This window comes from Pseudomonas sp. SWRI51 (genome assembly GCF_014268825.1).
GTDB classification, from domain to species: Bacteria; Pseudomonadota; Gammaproteobacteria; order Pseudomonadales; family Pseudomonadaceae; genus Aquipseudomonas; species Aquipseudomonas farsensis.
The window spans coordinates 21,172-33,400 of sequence record NZ_JABWRG010000051.1; the positions used below are offsets into that span (position 1 = coordinate 21,172).

General features: G+C 62.6%; 13 protein-coding genes. All 13 read left to right on the forward strand.

Annotated features, from left to right (window positions below):
• The 13 genes from flhF to HU720_RS15540 all read left to right on the forward strand — a co-directional run bounded on the left by flhF (position 1) and on the right by HU720_RS15540 (position 12,015).
• Positions 1 to 1,311, forward strand: a complete 1,311-nt coding sequence (gene flhF / locus HU720_RS15480) for a flagellar biosynthesis protein FlhF (RefSeq protein ID WP_186520807.1) — start codon at positions 1 to 3, stop codon at positions 1,309 to 1,311.
• 113 nt (positions 1,312 to 1,424) lie between these two features.
• On the forward strand, positions 1,425 to 2,258 hold the full coding sequence (gene fleN / locus HU720_RS15485) for a flagellar synthesis regulator FleN (RefSeq protein WP_186520808.1): 834 nt from the start codon (positions 1,425 to 1,427) through the stop codon (positions 2,256 to 2,258).
• Positions 2,255 to 2,995 carry an RNA polymerase sigma factor FliA gene (gene fliA / locus HU720_RS15490; protein WP_186520809.1) on the forward strand — a complete coding sequence of 247 codons (741 nt, stop codon included), beginning with the start codon at positions 2,255 to 2,257 and terminating at the stop codon, positions 2,993 to 2,995. The genes fleN and fliA overlap by 4 nt, the downstream gene beginning before the upstream one ends.
• Before the next feature lie 106 nt (positions 2,996 to 3,101).
• Entirely contained in the window at positions 3,102 to 3,476 is a 375-nt protein-coding gene (locus HU720_RS15495; protein WP_186520810.1) for a chemotaxis response regulator CheY, read from the forward strand.
• 22 nt (positions 3,477 to 3,498) lie between these two features.
• Positions 3,499 to 4,287, forward strand: a complete 789-nt coding sequence (locus HU720_RS15500; protein ID WP_186520811.1) for a protein phosphatase CheZ — start codon at positions 3,499 to 3,501, stop codon at positions 4,285 to 4,287.
• A gap of 12 nt (positions 4,288 to 4,299) precedes the next feature.
• Entirely contained in the window at positions 4,300 to 6,519 is a 2,220-nt protein-coding gene (locus HU720_RS15505; RefSeq protein WP_186520812.1) for a chemotaxis protein CheA, read from the forward strand.
• Positions 6,520 to 6,564: 45 nt separating this feature from the next.
• The gene (locus tag HU720_RS15510) at positions 6,565 to 7,698 is read left to right on the forward strand and encodes a chemotaxis response regulator protein-glutamate methylesterase (protein ID WP_186520813.1); all 1,134 of its coding nucleotides are present in this window, start codon (positions 6,565 to 6,567) and stop codon (positions 7,696 to 7,698) included.
• Positions 7,698 to 8,438: a flagellar motor protein gene (locus HU720_RS15515; RefSeq protein WP_186520814.1), complete on the forward strand. Its 741-nt coding sequence runs from the start codon at positions 7,698 to 7,700 to the stop codon at positions 8,436 to 8,438. Before HU720_RS15510 ends, HU720_RS15515 begins: the two co-directional genes overlap by 1 nt.
• Positions 8,439 to 8,440: 2 nt before the next feature.
• A complete protein-coding gene (gene motD, locus HU720_RS15520) occupies positions 8,441 to 9,298 on the forward strand; it encodes a flagellar motor protein MotD (RefSeq protein WP_186520815.1) in 858 nt (285 codons plus the stop codon).
• A 78-nt stretch (positions 9,299 to 9,376) separates the two neighbouring features.
• Positions 9,377 to 10,165, forward strand: a complete 789-nt coding sequence (locus tag HU720_RS15525) for a ParA family protein (RefSeq protein ID WP_186520816.1) — start codon at positions 9,377 to 9,379, stop codon at positions 10,163 to 10,165.
• On the forward strand, positions 10,165 to 11,070 hold the full coding sequence (locus HU720_RS15530; RefSeq protein ID WP_186520817.1) for a CheW domain-containing protein: 906 nt from the start codon (positions 10,165 to 10,167) through the stop codon (positions 11,068 to 11,070). Before HU720_RS15525 ends, HU720_RS15530 begins: the two co-directional genes overlap by 1 nt.
• 68 nt (positions 11,071 to 11,138) lie before the next feature.
• Positions 11,139 to 11,618, forward strand: a complete 480-nt coding sequence (locus HU720_RS15535; protein WP_186520818.1) for a chemotaxis protein CheW — start codon at positions 11,139 to 11,141, stop codon at positions 11,616 to 11,618.
• Between the two features lies 1 nt (position 11,619).
• Entirely contained in the window at positions 11,620 to 12,015 is a 396-nt protein-coding gene (locus HU720_RS15540) for a DUF2802 domain-containing protein (protein ID WP_186520819.1), read from the forward strand.
• The last annotated feature ends 214 nt before the right edge of the window (positions 12,016 to 12,229 follow it).

Here is a 12,229-nt window from a genome sequence, read left to right on the forward strand (position 1 = left end):
ATGCAAGTTAAGCGTTTTTTCGCCGCCGATATGCGTCAGGCCATGAAACTGGTCCGCGATGAGCTTGGCGCCGATGCCGCGATCATCGGCAACCGGCGCATTGCAGGCGGTGTCGAGCTGACGGCCGCGCTGGACTACAAGCTGTCCGCGCTGGCGCCGCGCGTGCCCAACGTCGAGCTCGAAGACGAACTGCGCAAGACCCAGTCCCGCATCGTTACCGCCCAAGCCGAAATCAGCGGCCGCAACGAGCTGGGCGACGGCAATCGTCAACTGTTCGCCGGCCAGTCGCTGACCGCCTCCGAGCCGCTGGTAGAGCCGCATGTCGAGGCGCCGCAAGCGGCACCTGCGCCGGCACCGGCCCCGGTCGAAGCGCGCTTGCTGGACGCCATGCGCTCAGAACTTTCGGGCCTGCGCGAACTGCTTGAAGTGCAGCTCGGCTCGCTGGCCTGGGGCCAACTGCAAGGCAGCAAACCGCAGCAGGCCAACCTGTGGCGCCGTTTGCAGCGCCTGGGCTTGTCCGGCGGGCTGGCCCGTGAACTGCTCGAACTGACCGCTGGCATCGAAGAGCCGCGCCAAGCCTGGCGCATGGTGCTTGCGCACTTGGCGCGCATGATCGAAGTGCCGCAGATCGAACCGATCGAGGAGGGCGGGGTCATCGCCATGGTCGGCCCGGCCGGCATGGGCAAGACTACCACCCTGGCCAAGCTGGCTGCGCGCTACGTGCTCAAGTACGGCGCCAACAACCTGGCCCTGGTGAGCATGGACAGCTTCCGTATCGGCGCCCAGGAGCAGCTCAAGACCCTTGGGCGCATCCTCAACGTCTCGGTAACCTACGTCGACCCGGGCGAGTCCCTGGCCCAGGCGCTAGAGCCGCTGCTGCGCAAGCGTGTGGTGCTGATCGACACCGCCGGCCTGCAAGCCAGCGACCCGGCACTGCGCATGCAGCTCGAAACGCTGGCAGGGCGAGGCATTGCCTCGAAGAATTATCTGGTCATGGCCACCACCAGCCAGAAACAGGTGCTGACCGCCGCCTACCACAGCTACAAGCGCTGCGGCCTGGCCGGTTGCATCCTGACCAAGCTCGATGAAACGGCCTGCCTCGGCGAAGTGCTGAGCCTGGCCATCAGCCATGAGTTGCCGATTGCCTATCTGACCGATGGCCCGCGCATCCCTGAAGACCTGCAACTGCCGCGCAAGCACCAACTGGTGAGCCGCGCCGTCAGTGTGCAGATGCAAGACGAGCCCAGCGAGGAGGCCATGGCCGACATGTTCGCTGATCTCTACCACAACCCTGGCAAGCGGGTGGGTTGAGGTGAAAACGGTAAAAAGTACCTACATCATGGGGTTGCCCGGCAGATCCGTGGCGTCGAGCGTTCAGCCTCCTGAGTGGCCTGGGTTCAAGCGAGACAAGGTAATCAGAAGACATGGGTAGCATGCATCCCGTACAGGTGATCGCCGTCACCGGTGGTAAAGGTGGCGTCGGCAAGACCAACGTTTCAGTGAACCTGTCCCTGGCACTGGCCGAGCTCGGCCGCCGGGTCATGCTGCTTGATGCCGACCTGGGCCTGGCCAATGTCGACGTGCTGCTCGGTCTGACCCCCAAACACACCCTTGCCGATGTCATGGAAGGGCGCTGTGAGCTGCGCGATGTGCTGCTGCAGGGGCCAGGTGGGGTACGTATCGTCCCGGCTGCCTCCGGCACGCAGAGCATGGTGCACCTGGCGCCGGCCCAGCACGCTGGCCTGATTCAGGCGTTCAGCGATGTTGGCGACAATCTCGATGTGCTGGTCATCGACACCGCTGCCGGCATCGGTGACTCGGTAGTCAGTTTTGTGCGCGCCGCGCAGGAAGTGCTGCTGGTGGTGTGCGACGAGCCTACCTCGATCACCGACGCCTACGCCCTGATCAAGCTGCTCAACCGCGATTACGGCATGAACCGCTTCCGCGTGCTGGCCAACATGGCACAAAGCCCGCAGGAAGGGCGCAACCTGTTTGCCAAGTTGACCAAGGTCACGGACCGCTTCCTCGACGTCGCCCTACAATACGTCGGCGCCGTGCCTTACGACGAATGCGTTCGCAAGGCGGTGCAGAAGCAGCGGGCGGTCTATGAGGCCTTCCCTCGGTCCAAGTGTGCGCTGGCTTTCAAGGCCATCGCGCAGAAGGTCGATAGCTGGCCGCTGCCTGCCAACCCGCGTGGGCATCTGGAGTTTTTCGTCGAGCGTCTGGTGCAGCCGACCAGTGCGGGGCCAGTACTATGAATTCGAGCGGTTTCAAGATGTACAGCAAGGCGTCCAAGGACGCGCAGTACGAGCTGGTTGAACGCTACGCGCCGCTGGTCAAACGCATCGCCTATCACCTGCTGGCGCGTCTGCCGGCCAACGTGCAGGTCGAAGACCTCATCCAGGCCGGCATGATCGGCCTGCTGGAAGTGGCCAACAAGTATGACGCCAGCAAGGGCGCCAGCTTCGAAACCTACGCCGGTATCCGCATCCGCGGAGCGATGCTCGACGAGGTCCGCAAAGGTGACTGGGCGCCACGTTCGGTGCATCGAAATACGCGCATGGTCAGTGATGCAATGCGCTGTGTTGAAGCAAGAACTGGCCGTGACGCTAAAGATCACGAGGTTGCTGCCGAACTCCAATTGAGTCTCGATGATTACTACGGGATTCTGAACGATACCTTGGGCAGCCGACTGTTCAGTTTCGACGACCTTTTGCAGGACGGCGAACATGAAGGGTTGCACGAGGATGGAGTGAGCGGACAGCTTGAGCCATCGCGTGATCTGGAAGACGAGCGCTTCCAGCGTGCCCTGGCCGATGCGATCGCCAACCTGCCGGAGCGCGAGCGCCTGGTACTGGCGCTGTACTACGACGAAGAGCTGAACCTCAAGGAAATCGGTGAGGTCCTGGGGGTCAGCGAATCGCGTGTCAGCCAGTTGCACAGCCAATGTGCAGCTCGGCTGCGCAGCCGCCTTGGGGAATGGCGCGCGCGTTGAACCCAGGTTCAGTGCAGTCGTTTATTTTTGTAGTGCCGAATTGATTGAGCGCGCGCTCGGCGCCGAGCGCGTTAAAGACTGCTTGGAGGTCTAATTGAACAAAGACATGAAAATCCTCATCGTTGACGACTTTTCGACGATGCGGCGGATCATCAAGAACCTGTTGCGTGATCTGGGCTTCACCAATGTCAAGGAAGCCGATGACGGCAACACGGCACTGCCGATGCTCCATAGCGAGAACTTCGACTTCCTCGTGACCGACTGGAACATGCCTGGCATGACCGGTATCGACCTGTTGCGCGCAGTGCGCGCCGACGAGCGCCTCAAGCACCTTCCCGTGCTGATGGTGACCGCCGAAGCCAAGCGCGAGCAGATCATTGAAGCGGCCCAGGCCGGCGTCAACGGTTACGTGGTCAAGCCTTTCACCGCCCAGGCGCTGAAAGAAAAGATCGAAAAGATCTTCGAACGCGTCAACGGCTGAGCCACGTCAGGGGGCGCAAGCAATGGAGTCAACCAACAACTCTTTGGGTGAGTTTGAAACGACCCTGAAGAAGCATGCCCAGGAACTGGTCGAGAGCCTCGAGCGCGGCCGGTTCGGTGATGCCGTGCAGCTTATTCACCAACTGAACCAGACCCGCGACCGCGGGCTGTATCAGGAAGTCGGCAAGCTCACACGCGAATTGCACAGCGCAATCGTCAACTTCCATATCGACCCGGCAACGCCGCAGGCCGAGGAAGTGTCGCAGATCACTGACGCCACCGAGCGCCTCTCCTATGTGGTTCGCCTCACTGAAGGCGCGGCCAACCGCACCATGGACCTGGCCGAGGCGTGCACCCCGGTGCTCAACGACCTGGCCAGCGAGGCGCGCAGCTTGTCCACCGACTGGCAGCGCTTCATGCGCCGCGAAGTGGAAGCGACGGAGTTCCGTGAATTGGTCAAGCGTGTCGACAGTTTCCTGACGCATAGCGCTGAAGGTAACCAGAAAGTCGCCGGCCACCTCAACGAGATTGTCCTGGCTCAGGACTATCAGGACCTCACCGGTCAAGTGATCAAGCGCGTCACTGCGCTGGTTACCGAAGTTGAAAGCAACCTGCTCAAGCTCGTGCTCATGGCCAGTCAAGTCGATCGGTTTGCCGGTATCGAACATGACCACGAGCAGCTGCGTGCTGAAAAAGATGAAGAAAAACATCCAACTCGGGGTGAAGGTCCGCAGATTCATGCCGATAAGCGTGAAGACGTCGTGTCCAGCCAGGACGATGTTGACGATTTGCTGTCCAGCCTGGGTTTTTAAGGAGCACGTTTAATGAGCTTCGGCGCCGATGAAGAAATCCTTCAGGATTTCCTGGTAGAAGCCGGCGAAATCCTCGAGCTTTTGTCCGAGCAGCTGGTCGAGCTGGAAAGCCGACCGGACGATGCGGACTTGCTCAATGCGATTTTCCGCGGTTTCCACACTGTTAAAGGGGGCGCCGGCTTCCTTCAGCTCAACGAGTTGGTGGAGTGCTGCCATATCGCGGAGAACGTCTTCGACATCTTGCGCAAAGGTGAGCGCCGGGTCGACGCCGAGCTGATGGACGTGGTGCTCGAAGCACTCGACACGGTCAACAGCATGTTCAGCCAGGTGCGCGAGCGCACCCAGGTTACCCCCGCTACCCGTGAGCTGCTGGCGGCGCTGTCGCGCCTTGCCGAGCCGGGTAGCGCGGCACCTGCACCTGTGGTCGAGCCTGAGCCTGTGGTCGAGGCCGCTGCTGAGGCGGACATCACCGACACCGAGTTCGAGCAATTGCTCGATTCGCTCGACGCGGTCAAGGCCCAAGCTGCCCAAAGCGAGCAGGCGCAAGGCCAGGCAGTCAGCGCCGAAGGTGACGAGATCACCGATTCGGAGTTTGAATCGCTGCTTGACCAGTTGCACGGCAAAGGCCAGTTCTCGGCACCCGCCGTGGCCAGCGCTCCCGCTGCCGCTCCGGCCGCCGGCAGCGATGAAATCACCGATGACGAGTTCGAGTCGCTGCTCGACCAGTTGCACGGCAAAGGCACCTTCGCCGTTGACGCGCTGCCGGCTGCAAGCGCAGCGCCTGCTGGCGCCACCGCCAGCGGTGACGAAATCAGCGAGCATGAATTCGAAGCGCTGCTGGACCAGTTGCACGGCAAAGGCAAATTTGCCGCCGACGCCGTTGCCGCCGAAGCGCCTGCTGCAGCTGCAGCGGTAGCCGCAGCGCCCAAGGCTGAAGCCAAGCCGGCACCGGCTGCCGCACCCGCACCGGCCCCAGCTGCCAAACCTGCCGCCGCCGCAGCGCCTGCTGCAGCTCCGGCCCGCGCCCCGGCACCTGCTGGCGAGAAACACGGTGCCAGCGAAGCGGAAACCACCGTACGGGTCGATACCGCACGCCTGGACGAGATCATGAACATGGTCGGCGAACTGGTGCTGGTGCGTAACCGCCTGGTGCGCCTGGGCCTGAACAGCGGCGACGAGGCCATGTCCAAGGCCGTCTCCAACCTCGATGTGGTCACTGCCGACCTGCAGACCGCGGTCATGAAGACGCGCATGCAGCCGATCAAGAAGGTCTTCGGGCGCTTCCCGCGTCTGGTTCGCGACCTGGCGCGCCAGCTCAAGAAAGAGATCAACCTGGAGCTGGTCGGCGAAGAGACCGACCTGGACAAGAACCTGGTCGAGGCCTTGGCCGACCCGCTGGTCCACTTGGTGCGTAACGCGGTCGACCACGGTGTCGAGATGCCGGACGAGCGTGAAGCGTCTGGCAAGGCCCGCACTGGCCGAGTGGTGCTGTCGGCCGAACAGGAAGGCGACCACATCCTGCTGTCGATTTCCGATGACGGCAAGGGCATGGACCCAAGCGTGCTGCGTGCCAAGGCCGTTGAAAAAGGCCTGATGGACAAGGATGCAGCCGACCGCCTGAGCGAGTCGGACTGCTACAACCTGATCTTCGCCCCGGGCTTCTCGACCAAGACCGAGATCTCCGACGTGTCCGGCCGTGGTGTCGGCATGGACGTGGTGAAGACCAAGATTTCCCAGCTCAACGGCTCGATCAACATCTTCTCGGCCAAAGGCCAGGGTTCGAAGATCGTCATCAAGGTGCCGCTGACCCTGGCGATCATGCCAACCCTGATGGTGATGCTGGCCAACCAGGCGTTTGCCTTCCCGCTGGTCAACGTCAACGAAATCTTCCACCTCGACCTGTCGCGTACCAACGTGGTCGATGGCCAGGAAGTGGTGATCGTTCGCGACAAGGCGCTGCCGCTGTTCTACCTCAAGCGCTGGCTGGTGCAGAACCAGGAGCACGAAGAGCAGCACGAGGGCCATGTGGTGATCCTGTCGGTCGGCACTCAGCGTATCGGCTTTGTGGTCGACCAGCTGGTAGGCCAGGAAGAAGTGGTGATCAAGCCGCTGGGCAAGATGCTGCAGGGAACGCCAGGCATGTCCGGCGCCACCATTACCGGTGACGGCCGTATTGCGCTGATTCTCGATGTTCCGAGCATGCTCAAGCGTTACGCCGCACGGCGTATTTGATTCTGGTGGCGCGCCCTTGCGGGTGCGCCACTTAATGGAGTGTTTATGGCAGTCAAGGTCCTGGTGGTGGATGATTCCGGTTTCTTCCGCCGCCGTGTCTCGGAAATTCTCTCGGCCGACCCGACCATTCAGGTCGTAGGTACTGCAACCAACGGCAAGGAAGCGATCGAGCAGGCACTGTCGCTCAAGCCCGATGTCATCACCATGGACTATGAAATGCCCATGATGGACGGCATCACCGCCGTACGGCACATCATGCAGCGTTGCCCGACCCCGGTCCTGATGTTCTCCTCGCTCACCCATGAAGGCGCTCGCGTCACCCTGGACGCGCTGGATGCCGGTGCCGTCGACTACCTGCCCAAAAATTTCGAGGACATTTCGCGCAACCCGCAAAAGGTCCAGCAGATGCTCTGCGAGAAGGTTCACACCATCTCGCGCAGCAACCGCCGTTTCAGCGCCTACTCAAGCCCGGCACCTGCCGCAGCGCCGGCTGCCAGCACCCCGGCCGCCGCCAGCAGCCTGCACAGCAGCGCCCCGGCCCCGCGCGCAGCCGCGCCGGCACCTGCCGCCCGTGCGGCTGCGCCCGCCCAGGCGCATTCGCCTGCGCCCAAGCGCAAACCTTACAAACTGGTTGCCATCGGTACCTCCACCGGCGGCCCGGTGGCGCTGCAGCGGGTGCTCACGCAACTGCCCGCCAGCTTCCCGGCGCCTATCGTGCTTATCCAGCACATGCCGGCTGCGTTCACCAAGGCTTTTGCCGAGCGCCTCGACAAGCTGTGCAAGATCAGCGTCAAGGAAGCCGAGGACGGTGACGTACTGCGCCCGGGCCTGGCCCTGCTGGCCCCAGGCGGCAAGCAGATGATGGTCGATGGCCGTGGCACGGTGAAAATCCTGCCCGGTGACGAGCGCCTTAACTACAAGCCTTGCGTTGACATCACTTTTGGTTCGGCCGCCAAGTCCTATGGCGACAAGGTGCTCTCGGTGGTACTCACCGGCATGGGCGCCGATGGCCGCGAAGGCGCACGCCTGCTCAAGCAGGGCGGCAGCACCGTGTGGGCACAGGATGAAGCCAGCTGCGTGATCTACGGCATGCCCATGGCCATCGTCAAAGCCAACCTTGCCGACGCCATCTACAGCCTGGATGAAATCGGCAAGCACCTGGTCGAGGCCTGCGTCTGATGGATGTGCTCAGCCTGATAGGCCTGATCCTGGCGTTCGTCGCCATCGTCGGCGGCAACCTGCTCGAAGGCGGCCACGTCGGCGCGCTGGTCAACGGCCCGGCGGCGTTGATCGTGCTCGGCGGCACTCTGGCGGCAGCGCTGCTGCAGTCGCCGCTGTCGTCGTTCAAGCGCGCCTTGCAGATCGTGCGCTGGATCTTCTTCCCGCCACGGGTGGACCTGGCTGGCGGCATCGACCGCGTGGTCAACTGGAGCCTGACGGCGCGCAAGGAAGGCCTGCTGGGCCTGGAAGGGGTGGCTGATGCCGAGCCCGACCCCTATGCGCGCAAAGGCCTGCAATTGCTGGTGGACGGCGCCGAGCCCGAAGCCATCCGCAGCATCCTTGAAGTTGACTTCATTACCCAGGAAAGCCGCGACATCCAGGCCGCCAAGGTGTTTGAGTGCATGGGCGGCTACGCGCCGACCATCGGCATCATCGGTGCGGTCATGGGCCTGATCCACGTGATGGGCAACCTGGCGGACCCTGCGCAACTGGGCGGCGGCATTGCCGTGGCGTTCGTGGCCACCATTTATGGTGTAGCCAGTGCCAACCTTATCCTGTTGCCGATTGCCAACAAGCTCAAGGCGCTGACCCTGCGCCAGTCGCGTTACCGGGAAATGCTGCTCGAAGGCCTGCTGTCGATCGCCGAAGGCGAAAACCCACGCTCTATCGAGTTGAAGCTGCAAGGCTTCATGGAGTAAGCATGGCTCGCCGTCGTCATACCGAGGAACATGAAAACCACGAGCGCTGGCTGGTGTCGTACGCCGACTTCATTACCTTGCTGTTCGCCTTCTTCGTGGTCATGTACTCGATTTCCTCGATCAACGAGGGCAAGTACAAGCAGATTTCCCAGGCGCTGGTTGGGGTCTTCAATGACCCTGAGCGCAGCGTCAGGCCTATTCCTATCGGTGATGAGCGGCCGCTGACGACAAAACCCGTCGAGCCGTTGATCAAGGACAGCGAACAGACCGACGCAGCCCTTGGCCAGGCCAGCATCGACCCGCTCAAGAGCATTGCCGATGACGTGCGCAGTGCTTTTGGCGACCTGATCAGCAGTAACCAGATGACCGTGCGCGGCAACGAGCTGTGGGTGGAAATCGAACTCAACTCGGCATTGCTGTTCGGCAGTGGCGATGCCATGCCCAGCGATGTGGCCTTCGAGATCATCGAAAAGGTCGCCAATATTCTCAAGCCGTTCGCCAACCCGGTGCACGTCGAAGGCTTTACCGACAACCTGCCGATCCGCACCGCGCAGTACCCGACCAACTGGGAGCTGTCTTCGGCGAGGGCGGCGAGCATCGTGCGCTTGCTGGCCATGGAAGGGGTGAACCCCGGGCGCATGGCGTCGGTGGGCTACGGCGAGTACCAGCCGGTCACCACCAATGACACTGCCGAAGGCCGTGCGCGCAACCGCCGCGTGGTGCTGGTGATTTCACGCAACCTGGAAGTGCGCCGCAGCCTGACCGGCAGTGGCAGCGCCAATGCCACGCCAGATGCCGCGTTGCGCAGGGCTGGCACACAAAGTGCACCAGCCACGCCAGCAGGGTCGACCGGGGGCTGAAGCCGTCAATTCCCCGTCACCGAATATTCAACCGTTCCCGGCAGGGCAGGCGGCCATCCCGGGAGGAAGCAACGCACGATGAGAGTCTGGGCAGTAGCCAATCAAAAGGGTGGCGTTGGCAAGACCACCACCACGATCGCCCTGGCCGGCTTGCTGGCCGAGGCGGGCAAGCGTGTGGTCGTCGTCGACCTCGACCCGCATGGTTCGATGACCAGCTATTTCGGGCACAACCCCGATGCGCTGGAACACAGTTGCTATGACCTGTTCCTGCACAAAGGCGTGGTGCCCGACGGTTTGCCGGGGCAACTGCTGCTGCCGACCAGCGACCAGCGGATTTCCTTGCTGCCTTCAAGCACCGCCTTGGCCGTGCTCGAGCGCCAGTCGCCGGGCCAGAACGGCCTGGGCCTGGTGATCGCCAAGAGTCTGGCGCAGCTGTGGCAGGATTTTGATTTTGCCCTGATCGACAGCCCCCCGTTGTTGGGTGTGCTGATGGTCAACGCCCTGGCTGCGAGCCAGCAGTTGGTGGTGCCGGTGCAGACCGAATTCCTTGCCGTCAAAGGCCTGGAACGCATGGTTGGCACCCTGGCCATGATCAACCGCTCGCGCAAGCAGGCGCTGCCTTACCAGATCGTGCCCACCCTGTTCGACCGCCGCACCCAGGCCTCGCTCGGCACCCTCAAGCTGCTGCGCGACACCTATGGCGAGCAGGTCTGGCAAGGCTACATTCCGGTGGATACGCGCCTGCGTGACGCCAGCCGCAACGGCGTTACGCCGTCGCAGTTCGACGGCAAGAGCCGCGGGGTTATCGCCTACCGCGCCTTGCTCAAGCACCTGCTCACTTACCGTTCTGCATTGCAGGTAGCCTGATGAATAGCGCCCCACACATCGCCACCAAGCCGCAGATGGCCTTGCAGTCCTACCTCGATGGCCTGCTGCAAGAGGCTACCGAGACTGTCGAGGAACCCGTTGCAGCGCCGGTTGCGCAGGCTGTGGTCGACGATTTCGAAGCGGCCGTGCGCGAAGAACAGGCAGCCGATGCCCGCCGCCAGGCCGACCCCGCGCCGGTACAGGCCGCGCCGCGCCCGTTTGCCGAGCCACAGCCGCAGGTATTGCCGACCGTGCTGGCACCGGCCCGCGCGGTCGAAGAGCCCGTGGTCAGCGTGGTCGACACCCAGGTAGTGGCCGAGGCGAGCATTCCGGTACTCACCGACGTACAAGCTGCCGAGCTTGTCGCGCCGCTGGTCGAGGTGCACCTGCCTGCACCCGCCGCACCGGTACCGCCAGCGACTGTCGACGGCCGCCCGGAGTGGGCTGCCGAACCGTTCGAATGCCTGTTGTTCGATGTTGCCGGGCTGACCTTGGCGGTGCCATTGGTGTGCCTGGGCTCGATCTACAACCTGGCTGGCCAGGAGTTGACGCCGTTGTTCGGCCAGCCGGACTGGTTCCTCGGCATCCTCAGCTGCCAGGCGGGTAACCTCAAGGTGCTCGACACGGCGCGTTGGGTGATGCCCGATCGCTATCGCGATGATTTCCGCCAGGGCCTGCAATATGTGATTTCGGTGCAGGGCTACGAGTGGGGGCTGGCGGTGCATCAGGTCAGCCGCTCGCTGCGCCTGGACCCAAGCGAGATCAAGTGGCGCAGCCAGCGTGGCCAGCGCCCGTGGCTGGCCGGTACGGTTATCGAGCACATGTGCGCATTGCTCGATGTCGCCGCCCTTGCCGAGTTGATCGCCAGTGGTGCGGTCAAGCAAATGAACAGCAAACCCAACTGAATCAACGCCGCTACTGCCGCGGCTAACAACGAGCACACCGCCAAAGGCGGATTTTGAGGGATAGGGGAATGAAAAAGTCGTCTGCACAAGGTTCCGAAGATCCGATCCTGCAGTGGGTAACCTTCCGTCTGGACAACGAGTCCTACGGCATCAATGTCATGCAGGTGCAGGAAGTCCTGCGCTACACCGAGATCGCCCCGGTACCGGGCGCCCCTAGCTATGTACTGGGTATCATCAACCTGCGCGGCAACGTGGTGACGGTCATCGACACCCGCCAGCGTTTCGGCCTGATGCCAAGCGACATCAGCGACAACACCCGTATCGTCATCATCGAGGCGGACAAGCAAGTGGTCGGCATTCTGGTCGACAGCGTGGCTGAAGTTGTCTACCTGCGTCAGTCGGAGATCGAGACTGCACCGAACGTGGGTAACGAAGAGTCGGCCAAGTTCATCCAGGGCGTTTGCAACAAGAACGGCGAGCTGCTGATTCTGGTTGAGCTGGACAAGATGATGACCGAGGAAGAGTGGTCTGAGCTGGAGAACATCTGAGTTGATTTTCGAGGTTGCTGTCATCTTCCTGGCGCTGCTGTGGGCGCTGAGCCTCTGGTTCTTCCTCAATTACAGCAAGCGCCAGCGCGAACTCGCGGCCCAACAGGCCGTGGGCGATGCGCTGCGTGACCAGCGTATCAAGGACCTGGCCAAGCGTCTGGATGACTACCAGAACGTGACCGTGCGCATGGGTGATGCCATCCACGAGCTGCGTGCGGCGGTAGCGCCGTTGCCGGAGAAGCTGCAGCAACTGGAGCAGCGTGACCCTAACAGCGTCACGTTCGCTCAGGCTGCCAAGCTGGTGGGTATGGGGGCGAGTGTTCAGGAACTGACCCAAACCTGCGGTTTGACCCAGGCTGAGGCGCAGTTGATGAGCAAGTTGCACCGCGGGGATTGAGAGGGATTTTGTGCAAGCTTGTTCAGGCCTCATCGCAGGCTGTCGCCAGCTCCCACAGGGTCCGCGTCAGCTGGTTAGGGGGCGCTGGCCTGATCCCCGTGGGAGATTCTATGGTTTTGGGCAAGTCGCTTTTGATTGTGTAGGAGCGGCCTTGTGTCGCGAAAGGGCTGCGAAGCAGCCCCAGCGATTCTGGTGGTTGCTCAGATCCTGGGGC

What these genes read in the sequence shown, in the direction of transcription:
- flhF (WP_186520807.1), top strand. Translation starts at nt 1, where the DNA reads ATGCAAGTTAAGCGTTTTTTCGCCGCCGATATGCGTCAGGCCATGAAA.
- fleN (WP_186520808.1), top strand. Translation starts at nt 1,425, where the DNA reads ATGGGTAGCATGCATCCCGTACAGGTGATCGCCGTCACCGGTGGTAAA.
- fliA (WP_186520809.1), top strand. Translation starts at nt 2,255, where the DNA reads ATGAATTCGAGCGGTTTCAAGATGTACAGCAAGGCGTCCAAGGACGCG.
- HU720_RS15495 (WP_186520810.1), top strand. Translation starts at nt 3,102, where the DNA reads ATGAAAATCCTCATCGTTGACGACTTTTCGACGATGCGGCGGATCATC.
- HU720_RS15500 (WP_186520811.1), top strand. Translation starts at nt 3,499, where the DNA reads ATGGAGTCAACCAACAACTCTTTGGGTGAGTTTGAAACGACCCTGAAG.
- HU720_RS15505 (WP_186520812.1), top strand. Translation starts at nt 4,300, where the DNA reads ATGAGCTTCGGCGCCGATGAAGAAATCCTTCAGGATTTCCTGGTAGAA.
- HU720_RS15510 (WP_186520813.1), top strand. Translation starts at nt 6,565, where the DNA reads ATGGCAGTCAAGGTCCTGGTGGTGGATGATTCCGGTTTCTTCCGCCGC.
- HU720_RS15515 (WP_186520814.1), top strand. Translation starts at nt 7,698, where the DNA reads ATGGATGTGCTCAGCCTGATAGGCCTGATCCTGGCGTTCGTCGCCATC.
- motD (WP_186520815.1), top strand. Translation starts at nt 8,441, where the DNA reads ATGGCTCGCCGTCGTCATACCGAGGAACATGAAAACCACGAGCGCTGG.
- HU720_RS15525 (WP_186520816.1), top strand. Translation starts at nt 9,377, where the DNA reads ATGAGAGTCTGGGCAGTAGCCAATCAAAAGGGTGGCGTTGGCAAGACC.
- HU720_RS15530 (WP_186520817.1), top strand. Translation starts at nt 10,165, where the DNA reads ATGAATAGCGCCCCACACATCGCCACCAAGCCGCAGATGGCCTTGCAG.
- HU720_RS15535 (WP_186520818.1), top strand. Translation starts at nt 11,139, where the DNA reads ATGAAAAAGTCGTCTGCACAAGGTTCCGAAGATCCGATCCTGCAGTGG.